Genomic DNA, 26,313 nt, shown 5'->3' on the forward strand with positions numbered 1-26,313 from the left:
TAGGCTCTTGGGATAAGTGAGATGAACGTAAAAAAATAAAACCGACAAATGTCGGTTTTATTTCAGTTCCCTCTCCAGCTTAATCTAACGCCTACCTACGATTGAGCCAGAAATATGAGTAATTAGTTAGATGTCTCCGCAAGCGCCTCTTCCCCTGGAAGCAGGATTTCAAAGACTTTGCCATGTTGAAGAATTGTGATTCCCTTCTTCTTATCCTTCATGACGACAACCTCTGGCTTGGCGGACATGCGCTCCAGATAGTGTTCAGGAACATCGCCAGAATCGCTGACTACGATTCCCTCCACCTCACGTTCATCATTCTCCGCAAGCTCCAGCTTAATCACTTCATCAAACATGTCGGAAAATTGTTCAAAGTTGTCAGTATATACAGAAATGCATCTCATGGTTCTCATCCTCTACTATCAATTGTCTGAAGCCTTATCTTCCCTATCTTTTCTAGGTTGTGCATGTTTCATACGTTTCTTTCCTTCACGACATACATCGAGAAGTGGACATACCTGGCATTTAGGATTCTGTGCCTTGCAGTGATATCGGCCAAAAAAGATCAAGCGGTGATGCGTCAGTGTCCATTCTTCCTTAGGCACCCGCTTCATCAGTTTCTTCTCTACTTCCAGCACCGAATCCTTCCAGCCCGCAAGGCCAAGACGCTTGCTGACACGCTCTACATGTGTATCCACTGCAATTGCCGGCTCTCCAAACGCATTGGACACTACCACGTTCGCCGTCTTTCGTCCTACTCCGGGCAGCTGTGTGAGACGATCATGCTCTCTCGGCACTTCTCCACCGTACTGGTCAATCAATATGCGGCACAAATTATGTATGTGCTTGGCCTTATTTCGATACAGTCCAATTCGCCGGATATCCTGCTCCAGCTCCTCAATAGGCACAGAGACATAATCCAGCGGGGTTTTATATTTCTTGAACAGATCTGCAGTTACCTTGTTGACCGTAGCGTCCGTACACTGGGCAGACAACAAGACCGCAATGGTCAGCTCAAATGCATTCTCGTGGTTCAACTCACAAGCTGCATCAGGGAACATCTCGCCAATCGTATCCAAAATATGCCTCACATCTGCCTTATTCATGAGCTCAACCTCCCGGCAAAAAAAAGTCTTGATACGGGAAGATCCCGTATCAAGACGGTGAATCTTTAGAAAATGATTATTGTTTTTCAATTTCAACGAGCTTGTCTCCGCTGAAATACAATACAATATTATCATTTTCCTTAAGGGATTGCACGGTCAATGTAGTGTCGCCTTGGTGAACATATGTCTCAGGTGACAAAGTAAAACGATACTGCGGGTCGTTAAACTCGCGCTTAACGAACACTTCCTTGGTTGTAGAGTCATAGCGGCTAAACGGACGGTAAATGGCAGTCAGCACATTCACAACCGTTGAGCCGTCCGCATCTTTACGAATTTCTACATGGTCCGTTGTTGTCAAACTTGAGACCGTATAGCTCGCCGCAGTGCCTCGGATCACTTTCACAGCACTGGCAGGGAAGGTGGCGGTAGCACCTGTGTAGGTCTTAAGCGTAATTCCCGACGCATCAGCACTCTGAACTTTACCATAGGTCAGCTTGACGGTTTGTACCGAAAGCGGCGTCTGACCGCTAAAAGCGACATTAATAATCTGGCCTGCAGCAAGATCCGATACCTTAATTACAGCTCCTGCATCGTTCAGCAGTGCAGCATTATTCACATAGAAGCTGGTTGTAATTCCATCTGCTTTAGCCGTAACCCGGCTGTAATAGGTATCCACTGATGTGATCTCAAGCTGCTTGAAGGTTTTTAGCGCTATGCTTTGAACGGCGTCCTGATTTGACGTAAGTGTAACAACCACAGGATCTCCCGCCTTCACATCAGCCAAAGAGCCATTGGTTCTTCCATAAGTTTCAACTGATGGAACTGTACCGTTATACGGAATAACCATTGGATTGCCTGTAGATGGCTGTATTGTGATCGTCTTGGCAGTCGTATTGGCACTCACAAAATTCCCTTCATATCTATAAATTACCGATAAGGAAAGGACCCGGTCTCCAACGTGAGTGACATTCACTTTGCGATTCTTGGTCAGAAGCGGCTCAATTCCGGACAAGACAGGCTGTGCGCTATTGTAATCCACTTTTGTTTTGTCGTCAAGCTGGAGTGCAATCAGTTTCTTGTTAGTGTCCACGAGCGTCAATGCTTTAAGCTTTGCGTCATAAGACACTACGGTCAACCCTGTCAGCGATTCGGATTGGCGCCCAACTACCTCAATCTTGGTGATGCTGTCCTCCGGATTCAAGGTTAGCTCTACTTTGTCTCCCCCGTTCACATCGGCAATCAGATCGTTCAGCGATGCTTCTGTGATGCCATTAACCACAATAGCTGGCTTATCTACCATGGCTTTCGTTTCATAAGTGCCATCGGATTTCTTATAGGTAAGCAGTTTGCTTCCTTCAATGCTGATCAGCGTTCCTTGAATCGTCCGCTCAACGCTTTGGGTCACCTCCAAGGTGGAAATGGCGCTGTCCTTAACGGTATAGCTGACAACGACACCGGGCTTCAGCTCACTGAGGCTGATAATTTGGCTTTGGTAGCGCAGAATGGAAGAATTTCCAACAGTGAGTTTATCTTCGCTTCCGGAAGCATCCTTCACCGTGATCGTCTTGGCTGCTGTGTCCACAGATTGAACAGTGCCTGTTCCGGATTTGTTCACAAGCCCAGACTTCACTTGAACGATAACCGGTTTCTTAGCGGTGGTGAAGGTTTCCCGCTGCACAATCAATGTGCTGTCATTGCTTATGGACTCAGGAGTAATGGATTTTCCGTTCTGATCTATGAACGAGGTGTTCGCATCATATTCAAAAGTTTGAACATCATTATTCACCAGAAGAAGGAGTTTTCCGTTTAACACGCGAAGCAGGCTGCCCTCGGTTGACTCCAGCTGAGGCGTTGTATCCGTAGTCTCCACATAAGCTGCAGAGCCCGCTTTGTCTACCACCATAACCTTGGTATACAGCTTAAGATCATCCTTTGAGACTGCGGTTTCGGAATCCTTAGTATAGTATACAGAACGATTATCCAGTGTAAAGGAGCGGTTCTTCCCGTCGGTATATACCGAGAGACTGTTATCCTTCAAACTTGTAACAACGCCTTCGAATACATTTGTGTACCCAGGCTTGATATACCCCTGTGCGCGACTGAAGAACGCGGCAATTTGAGCGCGCGATACAGAACCTTGCGGGTCAAAGCGGTTGTTATCCACTCCCTTAGTCAGGTTCAGATCGAGCGCAGTGTTCACATAACCGCGGGCATCAGCAGAAATCTTGGAGTTATCAGTAAAGGTTGTTCCGCGCCCGGCTGCAGCCTTAGCTTCACTTTCCTTGCCTAACGCCCGGACAAGAATCTTAGCGATCCATTCACGTGTTGCTTTCTTCTCTCCCCAGGATTCCTTGGCTCCAGTAGCTGCTACTTCCTCATTCTCGTCAATCAGCTTGTTCTGAATGGCTAGAGCAATATAAGGCTTAAAGTAATTGCCCGATTTGAGCTTAGCGCTTGCCGCACCGCTGTTTAGGCTTCCTTCCGCATTCATAAAACGAATCGCGATCGTAACCGCTTCTTGCTGGGTTACGTAATCATTAGGGCGAAACTTGCCGTTATCCCCCAGGATGATGCCTTGGGCAGCAAGCTTGAAAATATGCTTCTCAGCCCAGTATCCGCTCTTCACATCGCTAAAAATTGAACTAGTGGTAGCTGATTGCGTGACCGCAGATTGGGTGGTTTTTGTTGTTGTCTCTGCAGCAAAGGCGGCAGAGCCGCCTGTAATAAACATCAGAGTAACGAGCATGGTAGCTATCGTTTTTTTGGTGTTTTGTTTTACGCTGTGTCTTTGTGTCAAGTCCCATTCTCCCTTTCAAAAAAAGTTCTGCACTTAACCAAGTTCGACAACCGAGGACCAAATCCTGCTAATTTCGCGTAATTGGATGATCCAAATCTGCTTGTCCCATCAAGCTATCCAGCTTTTGGCCATCTACAAGCAGCTCGATGCTTTTCACTTCGTCGAATTGGAACAGCGTTTTTTTGAGGGAATCCAGTATAAACAGCTCGCCATCTGTCCCCTGTCTTGCCTCATCAGGCAGCGTAATATCAATCGTAACTTCCCCGTTCTTAAACTTTACACTTTTGATGTCGATTTTAGCCCATAATGCAATCAGCTTTGGATCTTCAGTCTTCTGCAAAGCCTGCAGTACCGCTTCGTACTTGCCGGCTTCATCCTTGAAAGAGATCGTCCGCTCAGCCTCTTTAAGCTCGAGAAGCTGGTCGTCTGCATAGTAAACCTTGATGTGCTCTGTTTTTTGAGCCGTACTTTCCTTTTTATCCGTATTGCTCGCAGACGCTTTACCGTCGCCTGTATTAGTACCAGGTGCTGCAGAAACTGTATTGTCATCCTTAGACATCGGCTTCTGGGAAGCCCCTTGATTTGTCAGGTCCTGGCTAACTTGGCTTCCTTGGACCGTGTCGTTCTCCGTGGGTGCAGAGGCCTCCGGCTTCTTGCCGCAGCCTGCGAGCATGGTTAGTGAGATTATCATAACGATTGCAGTTGTCCATGTCTTGTTCATCTTCATGCTGTCCCCCCTCTTTTTTGATCACAAAATGACTGACCTTATTTACTTAATACCCAAAATATTCTTTAATGCCTGCAACAATCCCTTCAGCCACTCGCTGCTGGAACGAATCCGTGAACATCTGCGCCTCATCACCCTTATTGCTCAGGAATCCCCCTTCAAGCAGCACTGCGGGCATTTTGGTCTCCCTCGTGACATGCAGGCTCGCTGTTCGAACCTTACGATCCGGTAGGCCTGTGGCCTTAACCAAATATTTGTGCATAATTTTTGCAAGCGCAGCACTGTCGCCGCGTGTATAATATGTCTCCACCCCGGTCGCTGCAGAGCTGCCGCTGTTCCCATGTACAGAAACGAACAGATCTGCGTTCAGATCGTTAGCGATCTTTACGCGTTCAGATAAAGAAGGATAAGTATCACTATTGCGGGTTAGCACATAATTAATATTTGGTTCTTTCTTCAAAAGCTTCTCTACCTTCAGCACGACTGCTAAATTGAAGTCCTTCTCCTTCTTCTTGGTTACACTAATCGCTCCCGGGTCACTGCCGCCGTGGCCGGCATCAATGACAACCAGCTTCTTTCCACTGCCGGAATTGCCAGGTGAATCCGCTTTATTCAGATCCAAAATAATCAAACCATCATTCAAATTAATCAAGTCATAAGACTTGGCTTTATTCAGATCAAGCACAATTCGAATCGTAGATGGAGAGCTGTTATAAAGAGAGTAACGCACCTTGGAAGCCACCGGATAGCCCGAAATGTCAAGCTCCCCCGTCTGCTGAGCGCTCAAAGGGTAGCCTGCAGGGAACGAATCTGCAAATTTCGTATTAGGCAGATCCATGACAATGCGGTTCGGTGAAGTTAAGGTTGACATCTTCGGTGTCACACTTCCCTCCACAGATACAACCAGACGATTCTCAGTGAAGGTAATCCCTGACACAGCGGCCAGGTTATCTTGGCTTTCATTGCTTCCTGAAGAATTGCCGGAATTGCTGCCTGGCAGTGTCGTGTTTCCTCCCCCGTTAATCGGGGTAATTAGATATACGGTTTTGGTTTTTTGATCCCAATTAACCTTAAGGCCCGTCTCCTCACCAACAAAACGAAGCGGCACAAAGGACGTACCGTTTTTAATCATTGGAGCTGCACTTAGAGTCTTCTTCACCCCATCAACGGTAGCTGTTTTACTGCCGACAACCAGCTTAATTGTTTTTCCAGACTGCTGTATAGTGACCGTGCTCGTCTTGTTATTCCATCCAACGTTGTAACCAAGCTCCTCCATGACGACACGAATAGGAATCAACACAGTGTTTTGAACCACTTGAACCTGTTTTTCCTTTTTCAGGTTAAGTTGTTTGCCATCCAGGTTGATGTGAGTCCCGCTCGCTGCATGTCCAATCCCCGGAAATGCCAGTACACAAAGAAACAATACTACCAAAAAACCAAATTTCTTCATTCTTCACCCTTCCATTCTTTAGATTTGTCAGAAGGATGCCTTAGGGTTATTTCACTTGATCAAAGAGCAGCTTCTGACGGTTTATTAGACGCCTCTCTCGCTCAAAAGTTGCGAAATTTTAACCATTTCCCTATGAATTTGTCTTTTTATTTCCAGTTTCCACCTAAAAGCTGCTAGATTTGCACAGAAAAAAAGCCAAGCTTAGGAACTGCTGCTCCTAACTTGACTTTATTCATACTAAACGCAGCGCATGCCGCTTTGTTCATTAACTCGGACTATCATTGGCCAAAGAACTCTTTTAGTCCTGCAACAATTCCTTCAGCCAAACTCTGCTGAAATTCCTCTGTATACATAGCCTTTTCATCGGTTGGGTTACTTAGGAAGCCACATTCAAGCAGAACAGCAGGCATTTTGGTATTCTTCGTTACATATAAGTTCCCTGGCTTAAGACCGCGGTCTTTAAGTCCTGTTGCCTCAAGCATATATTTTTGCATAATCCTCGCCAAGTTCTGGCTGTTCTTATTCGTGTAATGGGTTTCGACTCCATTTGGAATAGGATTAGCATCCACCTTGTTGCCATGAATCGATACGAACACATCCGCGTTCAAGTCATTCGCAAGCTTAACCCGCTTTTGCAAAGTGGGGTAAGTATCATCGTCCCGAGTCATTACTACGTCTAGCCAGGACTCCTGTTCAAGGAGCTTCTGTACCTTAAGAGCCACAGCTAATGTAAACTCCTTCTCATTCCGGTTAGTAATGCTGCCAGCACCCGGGTCGCTCCCTCCATGACCGGCGTCAATAACAACTAGCCTCTGACCTTCCTTTCCTTCTCCCTGAGAAGGTTCTGCCTCGGAAGTGTTCAGATCAATAATGATCAACCCGTCTTTGTTATCAACTACGCTGTAATTCACAGCCTTGGTTAAATCAAGCACAACTCGTATAGTCGAAGGATTCGAGCTGAACAGGGAATATCTTACGTCCTTTACATCCGGGTATTCCTCGATACCAATCTGCCCTGTAAGGCTGCTATCGAGAGGAAGACCGCTATCAAAGTTCGCAGCAAAGGACGTATTAGCTAAATCAACGACAATTCGGTCCGGACCGGTCATCTTGAACACTTTTGGAGTAACAGAGCCTTCAACCGCAAGAATCAATCGATTTTCGCTAAAGCTCAAATTCTTCAGAGATGCCGATGTAGACGTGGATGGTTGATTGGTTGCTGGAGTGATCTCAGAGCCGCCTCCTGGGGCCGGAACTGTGCTTCCCTGCGAACTTCCCGCACTTCCCTTACCGGGCACACTGACATCTCCATTCCCTGATAAAGCTGCAGCAGACTTCACATACACCGTCTTGGCATCACTGTCCCATTTTACATCAGCACCCGTCTGCTCTCCAATAAAGCGCAGCGGTACAAACGTTGTCTTCGTGCTTGAGGAGCCGCTGAGCATGGGCGCTGCAAGCATCTTAACTTCCTTGCCGTTGACCTGGGCAGTCTTGCTGCCTACGATCAGCTTAAGTGTCGTTCCACCCTGCTCGATGGTCACGGTTTGCGTTTTGTTGGCCCAAGTAACTTTGTAACCGAGCTCCTCGGTAATCAAGCGAAGAGGAACCATGACCGTATTGCTGATCGTCTTCACTTGTTCATCCTTCGAGAGACTCAAAGCTCTGCCGTCCAGATTAATATGTGTCTCCTTCCCTGCCGCTTGGGTCAAACCCGGAAGCAGCAGTAAGAACAGCAGTAAGAACGCAACAAATCCATACTTCTTCATCTGTAATCCCTACCATCCCGATTTTTTTGCCCTTTAAAGGACTGTGCTGGGAATGATTCCATTCCCTGTAAACTGTAATCTACTAATATAAAGGACGACACGACATGGCAAAAGTTGCACCTGTCTAACATTTTAACAGGTAATTTTTCCCCATGATAGACTTAATTTTTCTTTTTTGGACAATCCCTTAGATGAACGCAGATATACAAAGACCCCCATTCCCACATAGGTGGAATTGGAGGCCCGTTTAACTAATCTAATTGTTCTGCTAGGCAAACAGCCGGTCTGCGTTCTTTTGTTCGTAGGCAGTGATCCGATCCTCATGCTGCAGGGTTAATCCGATATCATCCAGCCCTTGGAGCAGAAATTGACGGCGATGCTCATCCAAGTCGAATTCCAGCTTCAGCCCGTAGGGATCCGAAATCACCTTGTTCTCCAAATCTACTGTCAGCTCATACCCCTCATGGGCAGCAGTACGCTGGAACAGCTCCTCGACTTGTTCTTCCTCCAGCTTAATCGGCAGAATTCCATTCTTGAAGCAGTTATTGTAGAAGATATCTGCAAAAGAAGGCGCGATTACACAGCGGAACCCATAGTCCATAATAGCCCATGGCGCATGCTCTCTGGATGAACCACAGCCGAAGTTAACCCTGGATATCATCACGGATGCACCTTGATAGCGTGGCTTGTTAAGCTCAAAATTTGGATTCACACTGCCATCCTCGTGAAATCGCCATTCGTAGAACAAAAATTGTCCAAACCCAGTCCGTTCAATCCGCTTAAGGAATTGCTTAGGGATTATAGCGTCCGTATCCACATTCACGCGGTCAACGGGACCGACGATGCCTGTTAATTTAGTGAAAGCTTCCATCTTCATCTCTCCTTATTATCCGCTCAAGCTTCTTGCTTCTTTTTATCTTTAGCTCACAACTTCTGTCTTAAATGTCCAGTCGCGTACATCAACAAAGCGCCCCTCGATCGCTGCCGCTGCAGCCATGGCTGGTGAAACCAGATGGGTTCTGCCGCCGCGGCCCTGACGCCCCTCAAAGTTACGGTTCGAAGTCGATGCACAGCGCTGGCCCGGCTGGAGTACATCGGGATTCATCGCCAAACACATGCTGCAGCCTGCTTCGCGCCATTCGAATCCGGCTTCTGTGAATATTTTATCAAGCCCTTCCTTCTCGGCCTGAATTTTTACCCGGCCGGAGCCTGGCACAACGATTGCAGTAACCTTATCGGACACTTTATAGCCTTTGGCTACTTGAGCCGCTGCGCGCAAATCCTCAATACGCCCGTTCGTACAGGAGCCGATGAAGACATAATCGATCTCAATCTTAGACATAGGTGTTCCAGGAACCAGTCCCATATATTCAATCGCCTTTTCTGCCGCCTTACGTTCATTCTCACTTTCAAAATCGGCTGGATTAGGCACTGTAGAATTAATATTTGTCCCCATACCCGGGCTTGTTCCCCAGGTTACCTGTGGGATCAGCGTGTCCACGTCAAATTCCACGACGCGATCAAAGATCGCACCTTCATCAGTCGTAAGCTGCTTCCAGCGGGCAACCGCTTCATCAAAGGCAGCCCCTTGCGGAGTATACTGGCGTCCGCGCAGGTATTCAAAGGTGATCTCATCCGGGGCAATTAAGCCGGCACGCGCCCCGCCCTCAATGGACATATTGCAGACAGTCATTCGCTCTTCCATAGATAACTCACGAATGGCTTCACCCGTATATTCGATGACATAGCCTGTGGCGAAATCAGTTCCGTACTTGGCAATAACACCGAGAATCATATCCTTTGCGGTCACCCCTGGCTTCCGCTTCCCTGTGAAGCGGACCTCAAGCGTCTTCGCTTTAGCCTGCTGCAAGCATTGGGTAGCCAGCACATGCTCCACCTCGCTCGTCCCGATTCCGAAAGCAAGCGCGCCGAATGCGCCGTGGGTTGAAGTATGGCTGTCTCCGCATACAATCGTCTTGCCCGGATGGGTAAGACCAAGCTCAGGGCCCATCACGTGAACTACCCCTTGATCAACTGTATCCAGGTCAAACAAAGTAACGCCAAAATCCCGACAGTTCTGCGAAAGGGTATCAATTTGCTGCTTAGAAATTGGGTCAGTAATATTGTAACGGTCCTTTGTCGGCACGTTGTGGTCCATAGTTGCAAACGTGAGCTCAGGTCTGCGTACCTTTCGGCCGCTAAGTCGTAGTCCTTCAAAAGCCTGCGGAGAGGTCACCTCATGCACCAAGTGCAGGTCGATATATAAGACGCTCGGCTTTCCGCTTTCCTCGAAGATTACATGGTTATCCCAAATTTTCTCATACATCGTTTTCTTTTGACTCATTCTTCGTTCACCTCTGCTAACAATATCGTTCATGGGACAAAGCAGCTCTCCGGCAATATTAGCCGCTGCTTTGAAGCTGTTATCAGCATACCATTGAAGCGGTTCATTGATCCAAGATATAAAATCTATAACATTAATAGGTTTATCCTATATAATTGCAAAAAGCCGGGGATTAGGCATTACAGCCACTTCCCTCGGCTTTGTATGTTATCAGTGATGACAAGGTCTTTGATAGACCGTTACACTAAATTCAGCTAGACCGCTGCTTAACGTTCTTCGCCTCCTCTAAGCTGCTAGCGGCTTGTACAGTTACTGTTATATTCCCTACCTCAATACCTTCGGCCAAGGATCTGAACACAACCTGATAGCTGCCTGGTATGGCCAAGTCAATTAATCCTACTGGCACACCGTTAGGGTTCCTAATATCCGCCTGGATACCTAAGCTTCTGATCTCATCTTCAACATCGAATCCCGATGCCAGAAAACTTGCGTTCTTCAACAGGAAATAATCCGTCCCTCTCGCGCTTTGAACTTTCAGATTCCCTATAAGGTCATATTCACCTATCGCAGCAGGGACTGATACATTCCCTGAAGTTCCCCGAATATACGGCTTCGGCTTCTGACCATCCAGCTTTACCTGAGCTCCTGCTGTAATCAGCCCATCTACCCATACTTGCTCAGGTGTTCCCTTTGTGAAATCCAATCCTGCATTTGAAAGGTCAACCGTGCGGAGTGCAGCGTATTGTTCAGGCGAACTCGACATGACTTTCTCAACACTGGATTTGCTTAAATCCACAGAAATCAGTGCGTAATCCCCCTCTATGTTAATCACCAAAGGATTTACCGTTCCGGTAAATGCAGCCTCAATCGTTGCCAGCCTCTCACAATGGGATATATCCAGTTTCTTCAGAAGGGCCCCATCAAATATTCCTTCCGGAATCGTCGTGATGTTCGTCCGGCTCAAATCAATTTCAGATGCGCTCTTTAGCAGCTCCAGCCCCTTCAGGTTCGTAATCGGCAGGCCGGATAGATCAACTTTGCCCTGATAATTCACAATTTCCTTAAGCGTGACCCCGGCCTGAGCCTCAATAGCTTTCAACAATATGGGGTCCGGTACATCACTGGGCGTGAGCTGTGCATCTGGATTAAACAGGACAACGTGGCTGGAAGGATCGGACAGATTACCAGCATAGTCTTCCAGATACAAAGTTAGCATCGTTCGGTCTTTAAACTTATAATCCATGCTGTTTTTCCCAGTCTCAATATCCATCAGCTGGCTTTTCCCTCTAACTTTATAAGGAAAATCCGCAGTGTCTGTCTCAATCTTGCCCATCCGAACCGCACCATCGGCATAGGTATACAGATGCCACCAGTCGTAGGCTACTGGAGTATCTAGCTTTAGCGGTCGGGTATCCCTGCCTTCGCCAAAATGATAATCTCCGCTATAAGGCTCCGGCGGAACTACATCTGTCAATTTTCCAGTGTGATAGATTCCCGTAGAAGCCTTGCTATGTTTATCCACCGAAGTAATCTTCAGCGAATAGTCACTGCCATCTACGAGCGGTACCGCCAGCTCAGCTTTACCCGCCGATGCCTCCACCTCCGAAGAATATACAACATCACTCGGCTTATGAGTAAGAAACACTTCGAGACGAAGCTTTTCCACATTTGCAGAGGGGCGTTCCCAGCTTACTTTCAAGTTACCTGCATGCAGATAACTCTCGACAGAAGTAACATGGATCTTCCTAGCTTCCTTGGAGAAATCATAGCTGGTCTCAGCGGCCGCCCCTTCACGTCCATCTGCACCCACAGCCTTAAGCATAAGTTTGACTTTGCCGGTCTCCCCATATAAGGACTTCACATAAAAGACATCATCATAAGTTCCACCGAGAAACACCGTCGAACCATTTGACAGCTTCGCATACAGATTATATTTCTTCACCTTGCTGTAATCGTCCAGCTTCCAGGATACATACATCTCCCCTGTATCCAAGGCCTGGTCGATCTTAAAGCCCTCTGGAGCCGGCAATTCCTTTACATCCTGCTGTAATACCTTAAGCTCACCAATATGAATCTGATAGTTCACAATGGGGATATCTGAATCGAAGTTCAGCCCGATCGCAGCAATATCCCGTCCCGTATAAGCACTTATATCAAGCACCTCGGTATCCCAGCCAGCTGTCTTTGATTTTCCAATTTCAAGGTACTCTATTTGATCTGGCGCATCCTTAAAGATCAGCCCGACCTTCATGTGGGTTGCCTGGTTTGCCTTCCCTGTCTTATAGGTCAACGAAAGCTTGGAGTCCGTCTGTACAGGAATATCCGTCTTATAAAGACGCAGATCGTTAGTTCCATCCAGAATCCCGCTAACAGCGAGCGAGCTACCGCCCTCATAGGCCATTCCGTAATCAAAGTCGGCCTTCAGCTTGTGCGAACCCGTTGAGTCCATCCACCACTGCCAGGTTGGCAGCAAATCCTGAATCGTCATATTGGACCATTCATGCTCGTTAGACACTTTACCTTTGCTGAAATATGTTGTCCCGTGTCCTGTGTTGAAGTTTGTAAAAAAGGTCGAATTAATGACAGAGCGCTCAGTAATATAATGGGCAACTCCATCCCAGTAGCTACCGTTCGTTTGAGTTCGTCCCGTGTGTGTCGGATCTTCATTTGGGCCGGACCACCATTTACGCTCGCGTTTGAATACCTGTGCCTGATACTGCGGCTTCGCACGATTGTTCTGATCCGGGGATGAGGTGCCTAAATCTTCATCAAGTCCATTGAAAACAAATTCAGCGCCCAGCATGGCAATACCTGTAGTGGTGTTTCCTTCTGCATCAAGTGTATTGCGTAGATCGTTGCGCATGTTCCCAAATCGGTCTCCACCGGCTTCAACTCCGGCATACAGCGTTGTCAACGGGTCTACTCCTAGAGATTTAGCCAAAGACACTGAGTGCTGAATTTTGGTCTTATTCCACGGATAATCGATAAAGATAGAGTCGGATACCTGTCCCAGCTTTGGATCATAAACAAACGTGCTGTTCTTGCTGTTAAATTCCCGCTGGTATTGCACTTCTCCTGTAGTATTAATGACAGAATCATACCACTGTATATAAAGACCATGATCCCGAATATATTTAGTGAATTCTTGAAAAACGGGGATTTCTTCTTTGGTAATATCCGTCTCCTGGTTCAGGAAATATCCGTCGAAGCCGTAATACTTGGCAGCCTCAATCAATTTATCCGCCATCGGCATCTTCCCATCCGCCGTTTTGTAGACCCAATCCTTATGGTACTGGCCCTCTCGCGGCAGGAAAATACAGCCTAGAGACATAACGCCATTTTTGTGGGCTGCATTCGTATAGGCCGGGTTAGGGAAATTGAGAATACCGAATTCGAACTTCCGCTGTGTCCAATCTGCCGTTGGATCGTACAGCTCCTTCGGAACCGAAGAGGTGGCCATCCCGTGCCATGAGCCATAATAGTCTGTATACTGCCAGAAATTAAACAAATAATTACTAAAATTATCATTGTAAGCAAAGGACTCAAAAAAGGAATTGCCGTAATCACCAGCTAGATTGAATAAAGAAGTTTTCGGATTTAATTTAGGATTAGCCTGGGTTGCCCTATAAGCATCGATTCTTGGCTGCAGCGGAATACGAGCCCTTAAGTATTCAGCAAAAGGATCTGCCGCAGGATTCCAATTCAGAAAATCCTGTGCCCGGTATCCATGCTCCACAGGCTGATTGCTGCCGATTTCGCCCTGCCCGATTATCGGCAGCGTATCCCCAGCCAAGGCTGCCGGTAATAGGTTTCCGTTCCAGAAGGAAAAAGCTAGAGATACCGCTGCTGCCGCAGCCACTACCTTGCTGCTGCGTCTTCTTCTCATTCTTCCCATGATCAAACTCCCTTTCTTCCCCGGAATTTGAATGTTGGATAGCCCTTGTCAGCCTTCCTGCCGTGCCATCCAAAATTCAAGTAATACACTAGCTTTTGAAAGCACTTTCATAAAGAGGAATAATTAAAGATTAGCTGTTCAAATTAAAGAATTCAGCTTATATTCGGGACTTTAGGCGAGGTTCTATGTTACTTTATTTAACATTTTTATACCGGGCATTGATATTAGGGTGTAGTGTGCCAATTGCCTAAAAAAGGCCGCCCACAGGCGGCCATACTTCTAGATATATCCGATTTATTTAAAACCTTTGGTCGCCAGTACATGATCCATGGGAATAAAGCCGATCATGCGGCTGTCATTACTGTTATTCCGATTATCTCCCATCACAAAGATATGATCCTCCGGCACGTTCCAAGTCTGATCAGGAAGCAGTTCCATTTGTTCCTTAATGTAAGGCTCATCCAACTGTTCACCATTGCGGAATACTTTGGCATTCTTAATCTCAACCGTATCTCCAGGCTTACCGATGACCCGCTTTACATAGAAAACTTCATCCATCGTATCTCCTGTTAGCAGACTGATCAGCGGGTGCTCCCGGGCACTGTCCCAGAAGGTACGCTTGCGCTCGACCCGGCTATCAACAATGACAATATCGCCGTAATCCGGCTGATTTCCTAAGGTGTAGCTCCATTTCTCGGCATAAATCCGCTGCTTATCATGGAGCGTCGGATCCATAGAATGCCCGTAGACCTTATAAGGCTGGAAAATAAAAATGCCGATGAACATGCTCAGGATAAAAGCAAGACCGATAGATAAAGACCAGCTTCCGATTTCCTTCCAAATTCTCATCTTCCAATTACCTCCATTTCCTCTCTTAGGTTGATTTTAGCACAATCTATTGAAATTGGAAAAATATCAAAAAAAGCCGCCCAGATGGGCGGCTCTCAGTTATTTAAACTCTTTAATTCCCATGACATGATCCAGCGGTATAAAACCAATCATGCGACTGTCCTTACTGTTGTTCCGGTTATCTCCCATAACGAATATATGATCCTCGGGGACCGTCCATTTCTGATCCGGAGTGACTTCCATCTTCTCCTTAATGTAAGGCTCCACCAGTTCCTCTCCATTGCGGTACACATTACCGTTCTTGATTTCGATCGTATCTCCCGGCTTGCCGATCACGCGCTTCACATAGAAGATCTCTTGTTTGGAATCTCCCGTAAATAGGCTAATCAGCGGATGTTCAACGACATCATCCCAGAAGTTTCTTGAACGGTCCACCCGGCTGTCGATAATGACGATATCTCCATAATCAGGCAAATTTCCAAGCGCATGACTCCATTTCTCTGCATAAATCCGCTGTTTGTCATGAAGGGTCGGATCCATGGAATGCCCATCTACTTTATAGGGCTGAATAACAAAAATACCGATAAATAAACTGAGCACGAAGGCGATGCCTATTGACAGCAGCCATCCTCTTAGCTCTTTCCAAACCTTCATCATTGCCAACCTCCAAATGTATTCATAGAGCGATTATAGCATAGGAGATCAGCTGCTGAAAAATTCTCCTGTCTTTTCAAGTTGACATCCTGGCCTTGCAACTATATATTCTCATTAACTCATAGGTTTTTTCTATAAGCATACTGTACACAAGGGGATACACTGCCATGGAATTACGCCAATTTCAATATACGCTGCAAATCGCGGAGGAGCGCAATTTCTCCAGGGCTGCAGAGAAGCTCCACATTGCCCAGCCCTCGCTCAGCCAGCAGCTGTCGAAGCTTGAACAAGAGCTGGGGGTAATGCTGTTCCAGCGCAATACAAGTTCGGTAGAATTAACACACGCTGGTGAGAGCTTCATTGTCCACGCCCGCAAGATTATGGATGCGGTGGAGCAGCTGAGACAGGAGATGGACGATATCTCCAAGCTGCGAAGCGGACGGGTCATCGTTGGAAGTATGCCAATTACAGGCTCCCATCTATTACCCTACGTGCTGCCTGTATTTAAAGAGACTCATCCGGGAATCCAAATCACCTTGCTGGAAGATACCTCCTTGAATTTGGAGAAGCTAACCGCCAGCGGGGGAACGGACTTAAGTCTATTGTCACTTCCCCTTCAGGAACCTTCTCTGACTTATGTCCCGATTGGTGAGGAGCAGATTCTGCTTGCCGTGCCTCCCGGTCACCCGCTTGCCAGCCGCACTTCCACTTCCGGGGGAGTAAGAATGGAGGAACTCCAAGAGGAGCCATTTATTGTGCTAAAAAAAGGACAGGGATTCCGCAAGCTGACCGTCGGCCTTTGCCAGGAAGCCGGATTTGAGCCAAAGATTGTGTTTGAGAGCAACAACATTGAAACCGTTCAATCCCTGGTCGCTGCGGGTATGGGCATTACGCTCGTCCCCCGGTTTATTGCCCGCGCCAAGCGAAGCGAGCTGATCCCCGTCTATGTGCCCTTGGCTGAGCCGGTTCCCAGCCGCACGCTGGTCATTGCTTACCGAAAAGGACGCTATTTATCGAAAGCAGCAGAAGCATTTATAGATACATTTAAAGAGACCTTAACCAGCCGTATGGGGCAAGATTAAGGCCTCGAACTGGAAGCATATTGAATTTAGCGGTAAAGCTCGGGACGGCGGTCTTCAAAAACAGGAATTCTACCCCTAACCTCGTCCACCGTCCCGAGAGATATGCTGCCTGTAATAATTTCTTCCTCTTCACCGCCCTCAGCCACAATTTCACCCCATGGATCAATGATCAGGGAGTGTCCGAAGAAACGGTCTCCTCCGCCTTCGCCCACACGGTTGCAGGCAACCACATACATTTGGTTCTCAATGGCTCTTGCCGTAAGCAATGTCCGCCAATGCTGCAGGCGAGGATGCGGCCACTCCGCTGGAACGAAGAGCACCTTTGCTCCCTTAAGGGCCAGCAACCTGGCAAGCTCCGGAAACCGGATATCATAGCAGATGGAGGCCCCTGCCAGTGTGCCGTCGAGCTCAAATGTTACAGGATGCTGTCCGGCAGCCAGGTGCTTCTCTTCCTGCATCAGCCGGAATAAGTGAATCTTGGAATAAACCCCGGCTTCCTGTCCCAACCTATCGATGACATACATCGTATTTCGAACCTGTTCCCCCTGCTTCTCCGCAATAGAGCCGGCAACAAGGTGTACATCGTGTTCCCGGGCAAAATCCCGAAGCCAAGCCCTGCTGTTTTGGCCACCGGGATCCGCAAGATCCTGAATTTGTGCTAACGCATAACCTGTATTCCACATTTCTGGCAGTACCAGAACATCGGGCTTATTCTCGGCTTGAGCGGCCTTCTTCATCAGATCGTACAAATGCCCGCGATTCCGCTCCGGCTCACCAAGCGCTATATCCGCTTGAATTAACGCTATATTCCAATGGGTTGCAGCTGTGCTCATCCATCTCTTCCCTTCTCATTGCAGTAGTTTTTATATTTGGTTCCATCATATTAAAGCTCAGATGGTCACGTCAATCCGGGGTATACAGCTGGGATAAATCATGTTAAATTTAATCTATTCTATTTTACTACAGACCGGAGTGTTGAATTTGGATTTGAAGCCTACCCCTTTATCAGCACAGCACCAGCCATTTTCCATCGAAGCCGCTGAGGTCATGAAGCGCCTGCCCAAGCAGTTCTTTGCCGGACTTGTACAGAACGTAGGACGTGAAGTTGCCGCAGGCCATGATGTTATCAACTTGGGCCAAGGAAATCCCGATCGTCCGACTCCCCCACATATCGTGCGCGCCCTTCAGGAGGCTGCTGCAAATCCGTTATACCATAAATATTCTCCGTTCACAGGGCACCGTTTCCTGAAGGAAGCGGTTGCCGAACGTTACAGGGAGGATTACGGGGTTGTTCTGGACCCCGACAAGGAAGTGGCCATCCTTTTTGGCGGGAAGACAGGGCTTGTACAGATCAGCCAAATCCTGCTTAATCCTGGAGACCTGTGCCTAGTTCCGGATCCGGGTTATCCCGATTATTGGTCCGGTGTTGCCCTTGCCGGTGCGGAAATGTCCTTCATGCCGCTTCGTGAAGATAATGACTACCTTCCCGACTACAGCCAAATCTCTCTGCAGGACCGCGAGCGTGCCAAGCTGATGTTCCTTAACTACCCGAATAACCCTACGGGCGCTTCCGCTACCGCTTCCTTCTATGCGGATACGGTGGAATTTGCTGCAAAACATGGTATTGTGGTTGCCAGCGACTTTGCTTACGGGGCGATCGGGTTTGACGGCAAGACGCCGATCAGCTTCCTGCAGACGCCAGGCGCCAAGGAAGTCGGCGTAGAATATTACACCTTATCGAAGACCTACAATATGGCAGGCTGGCGTGTTGGTTTCGCCCTTGGCAATGAGCGAATCATCTCGCTCATCAACCTGCTGCAGGATCATATTTATGTGAGCTTATTTGGAGGCATCCAGGAGGCGGCCAAAGTCGCCCTTACGGCGAGCCAGCAGAATGTAAAAGACCTCGCCGCTCTTTATGAGTCCCGTAGGAACTCATTCTTTGACGCTCTGGCTGAGATCGGCTGGGAAGCAAGGAAGCCAAGCGGCTCCTTCTTTGCGTGGCTGCCCGTACCAAAAGGGATGGACTCGGTTTCCTTCTCCAACCTCCTCCTTCGGGAGAGCAAAGTTGCCGTTGCTCCCGGTGTAGGCTTTGGACGCTACGGTGAAGGCTATGTGCGTGTCGGGCTGCTCAGTGATGAGAACAGACTCCGAGAAGCGGTCCAGCGCATCGGAAAGCTTGGCCTGTTCTAACAGAAGCCTATATGCTTTGCAAAGGCTGATCGGGCATGGTATTCTTACACTAAATATCTAAACGTGATGACGGGACCTGGCGAAAGGTCAATACGGTGATTTAAGAGAGTAAATTCCTTAGGCTGCGAGAATTTACCGCCGGATCTTCCGCACTATCCTACCCCTGAGCGGCCGGCTTCCTGCCGGACAGCACCTGCTGTTACCAGGCCCAAAGTGGGATGATGCTTCGCATCATCAATAAAGGTGGTACCGCGGAAGATTAACTTTCGTCCTTTGCAGCAATTGCGATAGGACGGAAGTTTTTTTATTAGGGAAAACAAGTCATGGACGATTATGAGCTTTAGGAAGGAAGGATCTTCATGCTTCATCGTATCGTTGTCAAAATCGGCAGCAGCTCCTTGGCCTCCGAATCCGGCGGGCTTCGAAGCGAAGCCGTCGCTTTCTTTGCCTCCGAGCTTGCAGGTCTTCAAAAAGCCGGGTATCAGGTGATTCTTGTCTCTTCAGGAGCCGTCGCGGCAGGGTTCCGCGAAATCGGTTACAGAGAGAGGCCCAAGCTCCTTCATGAGAAGCAGGCTGCGGCTGCGGCAGGGCAAGCCTTCCTGATGCAGGCTTACCGTGAGGCCTTTGCTCTGCACGGCCTGCTGGCTGCCCAGGTGCTGCTGACAAGAGCCGACTTTAATAACCGGCGTCGAACCGGGAATGCAAGCATGGCCATGGAGGAAATTCTTAAGCAGGGAGCCATTCCGATCATTAACGAGAATGATACCGTCTCAATCGACGAGCTTAAGTTCGGAGACAACGATACTCTCTCCGCCCTTGTCGCCAACTTGCTTAAGGCGGATCACCTGCTCATTCTGACGGATATGGATGGCCTCTATACTAAAGATCCGCGCATCGACCCTGCAGCGGTCAAGATTGATCGCGTCGATGAAATTACCGACGAGCTGTACGCAGCTGCTGGAGGAGCAGGTTCAAAGGTGGGAACCGGCGGGATGCGATCCAAGCTGGATGCAGCCCGAATCGCGATGCGGGGCGGTGTTCATGTATTTGTCGGCAAGGTTACCCTGCCAGGAGAAATGCTCGATGCTGCGAAAGGTAGCGGACGGGGAACCTATTTCCATACCTCGCTAGCCTCCCTGTCCCGTAAAAAGCAGTGGCTGGGCTTCCTCTCCACCCCGCTCGGCTCCATCTCTGTCGATGCCGGAGCCGAAGAGGCCCTGCTCCATGGAGGACGCAGCTTGCTTCCAGTAGGCGTGCAGCAAGTGAAGGGCAGCTTTCATGCCGGAGATGTCATTGAAGTGATGGGCCCGGAGCAGGAGACGATTGGACGTGGCATTGTCAACTATGATGCAGACCAGCTGGAAGATATCAAAGGGCTTTCCAGCGGAGACGTATTAAACCAGCTTCATGATGTTCACAGACTTGAGGTCATTCACAGAGACGAATGGATCTCATTGAAATCATAACCTTGATTCAAATCATCCCTACTTCTGGAGGTATCCTTTATGAGTGAAGTCGTAGCCAAAGCCAAGCTGGCGGGCTCGGTAGCAAGGCTGCTTGCCAAGCTGACCGCAAGCCAAAAGAACGAAGCGCTAAGCATCGTGGCGGATTCCTTAATTTCTTCTGCCGACTCCATTCTTGCTGCAAACCGCGAGGATTTAGAACGCGGCCGAGCGCAGGGCATTTCTGAGTCGCTGTTGGACCGTCTTGCCCTTACAGAGCAGCGTATTGAAGGTATTGCTGAAGGACTTCGGCAGATCACACAGCTGCCGGATCCAGTCGGTGAGCTGCTGGAGACGATTGAGCGCCCGAACGGGCTGAAAATTTACAAGAAACGTGTGCCCCTTGGCGTTATCGGCATGGTCTATGAGGCACGGCCGAATGTTACTGTAGATGCTGCGGGTCTCTGTCTGAAGACAGGCAATGCCGTCGTGCTGCGGGGCGGGTCAGCGGCATTATCCTCAAACCGCCGCATGGTCGAAATTATGCATGACGCCTTGGAGCATACATTTATCCCTAAAGATGCCCTGCAGCTGATCGAAGAAGCTGATCGAGGGGCTGTCGATGAAATGCTTAAGCTGAACGGGCTGCTAGACGTCATTATTCCAAGAGGCGGCAGCTCCCTCATCCAGCATGTCGTGCAAAATGCCACTGTGCCGGTGATTGAGACCGGAGCGGGCATCTGCCACACCTACCTGGATGAGACTGCTGAGCCGGAGATGGCCCGTGCGATCGCTTTGAACGCCAAGGTATCCCGCCCTTCGGTTTGCAATGCGATGGAGACCTTGCTCGTACACTCAGGCTTTGCGGCTTCACAACTGCCGAAGCTCGCAGCTCAGCTTCGCGACGCCGGGGTAGAGCTTCGCGGTTGTCCGCGCACGCTTGAACTCGTTCCGTTTGCCAAGGAAGCCTCCGAGCAGGATTATGCCACAGAATATAACGACTATATTTTAAACATTAAAATTGTGGACGGACTGGATGAAACTCTGGCCCATATTGATAAGTACAGCACCAAGCACTCCGAGTGCATCGTAACTGGAAATCGGGTCAATGCTGATCGCTTCTTAAACGAAGTCGATGCCGCCGCAGTCTATCACAACGCCTCTACCCGCTTCACCGATGGCTTTGAATTTGGCTTCGGCGCGGAAATCGGCATCAGCACCCAGAAGCTTCATGCCCGCGGTCCGATGGGACTGCCTGCACTTACCTCAACGAAGTATCTTATCGAAGGAAACGGTCAAATTCGGGAATAATAAACTTTTTATCTAAGGAGGTCGGGCATAATGTCCATATCACCATCTGCAGCAACCCCTTCCATCGTATTCAGCGGTGCCGGATCTATGGCCGAAGCTATAGTCCGCGGCATGATTAATAGCAAAGTAGCCGAGCCGAAAGCGATCGCGATGCTGAACCGAAGCAACCAAGAACGGCTAGCCTATCTTTCTAACCGCTACGGCGTGTTAACCGCCCAGGAAGAAGAACAAAAACAGCACATGATCTCATCGGCTGACATTGTTGTGCTGGCTATGAAGCCAAAAGACGCCGGTTCTGCGCTAAAGGACCTCAGCTCATTGCTGTCTCCAAACCAGCTGATCGTGTCGGTCATTGCCGGACTGTCCATTGCCACCATCCAAGCACTGCTTGGACGTAAAATTCCGATTGCTCGTACAATGCCCAACACCTCCAGCATGATCGGCCTTGGCGCTACCGGCATCTCCTTCTCGGATGAGGTCACAAGCGAGCTGCGTGAACAGACCATGAAGATTTTTGAAGCGATAGGCACCGTTAGTGTCATACCCGAGGACCAGATGGAGATTCTAACCGGTGTATCTGGAAGCGGACCTGCTTACATTTACTTCCTGATGGAAGCCATGATTGAGGCGGGGATTGAAGGCGGCCTTACGCCACAGCAATCGCGAGAATTGACAGTTCAGACCGTGCTGGGAGCCGCTTGTATGATGCGAGAAACCGGTGAAGAACCCGCTGAGCTCAGACGGGCGATCACCTCGCCGAATGGATCCACCCAGGCTGCACTTGAAGTTCTTGCATCAAGGGGATTTCAAGAGGCCGCCAAAGCCGCTGTGCATCGCGCAGCCGCGAGATCCAAAGAGATGGGAGCTAAGGTCGAGGAGGAATTGAAATGAGCTATTGCATCGCAACCTACCGTATTTATGACGATAAAGCGGATTTCCGCAAGAAGGCCGAATCCATTGCGAATGGCATGACTGTCGGCAGCTGGACAGAGCTGCCCCAGCTTCAGCAGGAGAATATGCGCAAACATCTAGGCCATGTGGAGAACATAGAAGTCTACGAGCCACAAGGAGCTGAGCCTGGTGAACGCTATGCAGATGTGAAGATCGCTTATCCGGATATTAACTTTACCCGGGATATTCCTGCTCTCTTGATTACGGTATTCGGTAAAATATCGATGGATGGCCGGATTAGACTGCTGGATATTGGACTGTCAGAGAATTTCCTCAGTGCGTTCCCAGGACCAAAATTCGGCATTCCCGGCGTTCGCGAGCTGCTTGGCGTACATAATCGCCCGCTTCTCATGAGCATCTTCAAATCCGTCGTCGGCTATGATCTGGATGGGCTGAAGGAGCAGTTTCTGGCTCAGGCGCTTGGCGGAGTGGACCTCATCAAAGATGATGAGATTCTGTTCGAGAACCCGCTTACTCCCATTGAACGCCGTGCTGAAATCTGCCGGGAAGCAGCGGAAGAAGCTGAGAAGACAACCGGCAAGAAGCTGCTATACGCAGTCAATCTGACTGGAAAGACATCCGAGCTGAAAGCTACGGCCAAGCGGGCTATCGATGCCGGAGCGACGGCTTTGCTCTTCAGCACACTAGCTTATGGTTATGACGCCCTCCAGGAGCTAAGCAGCGATCCGGACATCTGTGTCCCCATCGCTGCCCATCCTTCCCTAGCCGGGGCTATCTATCCTTCTCAACATTACGGTATTTCACCTGCGCTGCTGTTAGGGAAGCTGCTCCGAGCGGCAGGAGCGGATCTCGTACTCTTCCCTTCACCGTACGGTTCGGTTGTCATGCCGCGGGAAGAGAATCTTGCGATTCGTTACGAGCTTACGCGTGACGACATACCGCTGCGGCAAAGCTTCCCTGTACCTTCAGCTGGCATTCATCCGGGTCTTGTTCCTCAAATTCTCACAGACTTCGGTACAGACGTTGTTGTAAATGCCGGCGGGGGAATTCACGGTCATCCAGGCGGAGCACGGGCGGGCGGCCAGGCCTTTCTTCAAGCTATTGACGCCGCTATGAACGGCGTCACTTTGGAGGAAGCCTCCCTTCGCCTTCCAGAGCTCAAGGCAGCACTAGATCTATGGGGAGGGCGAAAATGAGCGCAAAGAAACGGCCCGTCATTTTCTGTGATTTTGACGGTACCATCACCTTAAGTGACAACATCGTCGCCATTATGAAGCATTTTAAGCCCGAAGGCTATGAGTCCATTATGGAACAAACCGTTGCCCAGCATCTCTCTATTCAAGAAGGTGTTGGAGCGATGTTTAACCTCATTCCGGCGGGGTTCCAGGATGAAGTGACCCGCTTTGTACTGGACCAGGCCGGCATTCGCGACGGATTTAAAGAGTTCCTTGAGTATGTTCGGGAGCAGGATATTGAATTCAATGTAACCAGCGGGGGAATCGATTTCTTCGTGCTTCCGCTACTTGAACCGTTCGGAATCCCTGCTGAGCATATTTACTGTAACCATGCAGATTTCAGTCAAGACACGATCCGGATCGAGTGGCCGTATCCCTGTGATGAGCACTGTTCCAACGGCTGCGGCATGTGCAAAACAACAGTGATGCGCAAGTATCCGGCAGAGCAATATGAGCGCATCTTAATTGGAGACAGTCTGACAGACTTTGAGGGAGCCAAGCTGGCTGACCGCATCTATTCAAGAGCCCGGCTTACAGAGAAATGCCGCGAGCTTGGCGTCGCCCATATTTCCTTCGAAACATTCCATGATATTATTCGCGATATGCGGCATAGAGAGGAAGGTTAACCGTCATGCCATCATTTAACCAGATTACGACCGAAGACAAACTTCGTGCTTTAGGCGAGCTGCGGGATGTCAAAGAATTATTCGCCTCCCGCAACTGGTTTCCGGGAACGAGCGGCAATCTTTCTATTCGGGTAGGCGAATTTTCGGAGGATGAATTCCACTTTGCGGTAACTGCCAGTGGTAAGGATAAATCCATTAGCACCCCTGAGGATTTTTTATTCGTAGATGCGAAGGGCAAAGCTTGTGAAGCAACTCGCCTGAAGCCAAGCGCCGAAACCCTGATTCATGCTGAAATCTACCGACTTACCGGCTGCGGAGCTATTTTCCATGTGCATACCATCTTCAACAATGTAGTCAGCGAACGTTACGGGGATCAGGGATATGTTCCGGCTCAAGGTATTGAGCTCATCAAAGGGCTTGGGATCTGGGAAGAGAATGCCGCCATTCAGATTCCGGTGCTGCCCAACTATGCAGACATTCCCTCCATTGCAAAGCTAGTTCCTGACGCACTGAAGCCTGATATCCCTGGCATTGTGCTGCGCAACCATGGCATTTATGCCTGGGGCAAAAATGCCTTTGAAGCCAAACGGCATCTGGAAGCGTTCGAATTTATCTTTGAGCATATTTATTATTCTCTACTGCTTGCTGGCGGAGGACGCTGATCCCCTCACTCATCACATACCTTGCAACTATATAGATTGAACTAGAGTTTTACATTGACCTTTCTATATATAACGGCCTAATACGGCCCTATAACATTCGTTTCTTTAGTTAAATCTATATTAGATCAAAAATTTAGCATATATCATTAGTGCTGCTATGTCATGATGACATTTAGCGGCGGAGAGAGACATAGGATGTCTTCCTCCGCCGCTGTTTTATTTAACCGCTTGCTCTGAAGTCAAATACTTTTCTAAAGAAAATATAAATCCCTATTCAATTAGGTTCAACAAAAGCCGATATACGTAAAAAAAGGAAATTTACAGGAGGATGAGAATAATATGCGAGTTGCGGGAAATTCTACAGCCCCAACCAGAGCCACTAGTTCACTGCCTAAGCTGGACCTAACGAGTGAAACTTCAGAAAAACCACAACTGAGAATGGGGGATTTTAACCGAGAACTGAAGCACGATCGGGTTGAAATTAGTGCTGAAGGCCGTCAGCTAGCAGCTGGCGCAATTGAGTCGCACCCTGCTAAATATTTCGGTACATCAGAGATTAATCAATCTCTTACCCAAGTGCTGCAAGGACAATCGGAGCAAGTAACTGATGCAGTATACAGCATGATTCAATCCAACTTTATGCCCACAGAAACATTAAGTGAAGATCAGCGGTCGGGATTGATCGAATTAGGACTATCACAAGCAAAGTACATAGCAGATCAATACATGAGCGGCTCCCAGGCTGAAGAATTCCTAAACACGATAAACACCATTGCCACGATTGCAAAATCGCGATCTGTCGACCCCGCAACAGGACAAGTGGATTTCATGACTCCCCAAGAACGCCCTGTTGGCGCCCCCAAGGACTACATCAGCCCTTCTGAACTGATGAAGCACGCAGATCCTGCGGAATATAAGAAATTTCAAGAGGATATTGCCAGTGGCGGAAACGGGCTTGAGGTTCTGCTTGACTTCACCAAACAAATTCCGAAAAATCCGAAGTGGGTGAAAGAATACCGAGCAGAAGCAAATCAGCGTGATGCCTTATTCCAAAGCAATCGGCCACAAAACCTCTTTAGCGGTGTTGACACCAGTTCTCAGGCTGCTTACAAAGAAAGTGTGCAGAACCTCATGAACCAGCTCTCCTTCAACGATGAACTGTACAAACAGAATATGCAAAGCTTCTATAAAGTTCTTGGAATGAATTGAAATAAGTAGAGTCCATCTTTGCGTAATCCAAAAAAGCTCTGAGCTACAGG

Annotated in this window: 22 protein-coding genes; 9 read left to right on the plus strand and 13 right to left on the minus strand. The window is 48.6% G+C overall.

What is annotated here, in order from left to right; translation table 11 throughout:
* Window positions 1-122 precede the first annotated feature (122 nt).
* The 11 genes from DCC85_RS12395 to lepB (DCC85_RS12445) all read right to left on the minus strand — a co-directional run bounded on the left by DCC85_RS12395 (window position 123) and on the right by lepB (DCC85_RS12445) (window position 15,591).
* Window positions 123-404 (minus strand): NAD/NADP transhydrogenase alpha subunit, encoded by a 282-nt coding sequence (locus DCC85_RS12395; protein ID WP_108465873.1) that lies wholly within the window; start codon window positions 402-404, stop codon window positions 123-125.
* A gap of 18 nt (window positions 405-422) precedes the next feature.
* Window positions 423-1,106 carry an endonuclease III gene (gene nth / locus DCC85_RS12400; protein WP_108467844.1) on the minus strand — a complete coding sequence of 228 codons (684 nt, stop codon included), beginning with the start codon at window positions 1,104-1,106 and terminating at the stop codon, window positions 423-425.
* Between the two features lie 76 nt (window positions 1,107-1,182).
* Window positions 1,183-3,903: an S-layer homology domain-containing protein gene (locus DCC85_RS12405; protein WP_234414157.1), complete on the minus strand. Its 2,721-nt coding sequence runs from the start codon at window positions 3,901-3,903 to the stop codon at window positions 1,183-1,185.
* A 67-nt stretch (window positions 3,904-3,970) separates the two neighbouring features.
* Complete coding sequence (locus tag DCC85_RS12410; protein ID WP_234414158.1) at window positions 3,971-4,630, minus strand: GerMN domain-containing protein; 660 nt, start codon at window positions 4,628-4,630, stop codon at window positions 3,971-3,973.
* Between the two features lie 46 nt (window positions 4,631-4,676).
* The gene (locus tag DCC85_RS12415) at window positions 4,677-6,080 is read right to left on the minus strand and encodes an N-acetylmuramoyl-L-alanine amidase family protein (protein ID WP_108465874.1); all 1,404 of its coding nucleotides are present in this window, start codon (window positions 6,078-6,080) and stop codon (window positions 4,677-4,679) included.
* Between the two features lie 278 nt (window positions 6,081-6,358).
* Window positions 6,359-7,849, minus strand: a complete 1,491-nt coding sequence (locus tag DCC85_RS12420) for an N-acetylmuramoyl-L-alanine amidase family protein (RefSeq protein WP_108465875.1) — start codon at window positions 7,847-7,849, stop codon at window positions 6,359-6,361.
* Window positions 7,850-8,117: 268 nt separating this feature from the next.
* Complete coding sequence (gene leuD / locus DCC85_RS12425) at window positions 8,118-8,720, minus strand: 3-isopropylmalate dehydratase small subunit (RefSeq protein WP_108465876.1); 603 nt, start codon at window positions 8,718-8,720, stop codon at window positions 8,118-8,120.
* A 48-nt stretch (window positions 8,721-8,768) separates the two neighbouring features.
* A complete protein-coding gene (leuC, locus tag DCC85_RS12430) occupies window positions 8,769-10,193 on the minus strand; it encodes a 3-isopropylmalate dehydratase large subunit (protein WP_108465877.1) in 1,425 nt (474 codons plus the stop codon).
* A gap of 250 nt (window positions 10,194-10,443) precedes the next feature.
* A complete protein-coding gene (locus DCC85_RS12435; protein WP_108465878.1) occupies window positions 10,444-14,088 on the minus strand; it encodes an endo-beta-N-acetylglucosaminidase in 3,645 nt (1,214 codons plus the stop codon).
* A gap of 294 nt (window positions 14,089-14,382) precedes the next feature.
* Window positions 14,383-14,937, minus strand: coding sequence for a signal peptidase I (gene lepB, locus DCC85_RS12440; protein WP_108465879.1), 555 nt, complete (start codon window positions 14,935-14,937; stop codon window positions 14,383-14,385).
* A gap of 99 nt (window positions 14,938-15,036) precedes the next feature.
* Window positions 15,037-15,591, minus strand: a complete 555-nt coding sequence (gene lepB, locus DCC85_RS12445) for a signal peptidase I (protein WP_108467847.1) — start codon at window positions 15,589-15,591, stop codon at window positions 15,037-15,039.
* A 167-nt stretch (window positions 15,592-15,758) separates the two neighbouring features.
* Here lepB (DCC85_RS12445) and DCC85_RS12450 point away from each other — a divergent pair, with 167 nt between their 5' ends.
* On the plus strand, window positions 15,759-16,673 hold the full coding sequence (locus DCC85_RS12450; RefSeq protein WP_108465880.1) for a LysR family transcriptional regulator: 915 nt from the start codon (window positions 15,759-15,761) through the stop codon (window positions 16,671-16,673).
* Window positions 16,674-16,699: 26 nt separating this feature from the next.
* Here the strand turns inward: DCC85_RS12450 and DCC85_RS12455 are convergent, their stop codons facing one another.
* The gene (locus tag DCC85_RS12455; protein WP_108465881.1) at window positions 16,700-17,506 is read right to left on the minus strand and encodes a carbon-nitrogen family hydrolase; all 807 of its coding nucleotides are present in this window, start codon (window positions 17,504-17,506) and stop codon (window positions 16,700-16,702) included.
* Window positions 17,507-17,606: 100 nt separating this feature from the next.
* Between DCC85_RS12455 and DCC85_RS12460 the strand changes: the two genes are divergently transcribed.
* Window positions 17,607-18,866 (plus strand): pyridoxal phosphate-dependent aminotransferase, encoded by a 1,260-nt coding sequence (locus tag DCC85_RS12460; RefSeq protein ID WP_108465882.1) that lies wholly within the window; start codon window positions 17,607-17,609, stop codon window positions 18,864-18,866.
* 152 nt (window positions 18,867-19,018) lie between these two features.
* Here DCC85_RS12460 and DCC85_RS12465 read toward each other — a convergent pair whose 3' ends face one another.
* Window positions 19,019-19,234 (minus strand): hypothetical protein, encoded by a 216-nt coding sequence (locus DCC85_RS12465; RefSeq protein WP_108465883.1) that lies wholly within the window; start codon window positions 19,232-19,234, stop codon window positions 19,019-19,021.
* Between DCC85_RS12465 and proB the strand changes: the two genes are divergently transcribed.
* The 7 genes from proB (at window position 19,226) to DCC85_RS12500 (ending at window position 26,263) form a co-directional block, all read left to right on the plus strand.
* Entirely contained in the window at window positions 19,226-20,332 is a 1,107-nt protein-coding gene (gene proB, locus DCC85_RS12470; RefSeq protein WP_108465884.1) for a glutamate 5-kinase, read from the plus strand. The two genes, DCC85_RS12465 and proB, sit on opposite strands and share 9 nt — an antisense overlap.
* Before the next feature lie 39 nt (window positions 20,333-20,371).
* Window positions 20,372-21,619, plus strand: a complete 1,248-nt coding sequence (locus DCC85_RS12475; RefSeq protein ID WP_108465885.1) for a glutamate-5-semialdehyde dehydrogenase — start codon at window positions 20,372-20,374, stop codon at window positions 21,617-21,619.
* Window positions 21,620-21,649: 30 nt separating this feature from the next.
* A complete protein-coding gene (gene proC / locus DCC85_RS12480) occupies window positions 21,650-22,510 on the plus strand; it encodes a pyrroline-5-carboxylate reductase (RefSeq protein ID WP_108465886.1) in 861 nt (286 codons plus the stop codon).
* Window positions 22,507-23,727 carry a 2,3-diketo-5-methylthiopentyl-1-phosphate enolase gene (locus tag DCC85_RS12485; protein WP_108465887.1) on the plus strand — a complete coding sequence of 407 codons (1,221 nt, stop codon included), beginning with the start codon at window positions 22,507-22,509 and terminating at the stop codon, window positions 23,725-23,727. The genes proC and DCC85_RS12485 overlap by 4 nt, the downstream gene beginning before the upstream one ends.
* On the plus strand, window positions 23,724-24,392 hold the full coding sequence (locus DCC85_RS12490) for a 2-hydroxy-3-keto-5-methylthiopentenyl-1-phosphate phosphatase (RefSeq protein WP_108465888.1): 669 nt from the start codon (window positions 23,724-23,726) through the stop codon (window positions 24,390-24,392). Before DCC85_RS12485 ends, DCC85_RS12490 begins: the two co-directional genes overlap by 4 nt.
* Window positions 24,393-24,397: 5 nt before the next feature.
* On the plus strand, window positions 24,398-25,054 hold the full coding sequence (gene mtnB, locus DCC85_RS12495; RefSeq protein WP_108465889.1) for a methylthioribulose 1-phosphate dehydratase: 657 nt from the start codon (window positions 24,398-24,400) through the stop codon (window positions 25,052-25,054).
* Window positions 25,055-25,393: 339 nt separating this feature from the next.
* Window positions 25,394-26,263 (plus strand): hypothetical protein, encoded by an 870-nt coding sequence (locus tag DCC85_RS12500; RefSeq protein ID WP_108465890.1) that lies wholly within the window; start codon window positions 25,394-25,396, stop codon window positions 26,261-26,263.
* Window positions 26,264-26,313 lie beyond the last annotated feature (50 nt).

This window comes from Paenibacillus sp. CAA11 (genome assembly GCF_003060825.1).
Lineage (GTDB): Bacteria > Bacillota > Bacilli > Paenibacillales > Paenibacillaceae > Fontibacillus.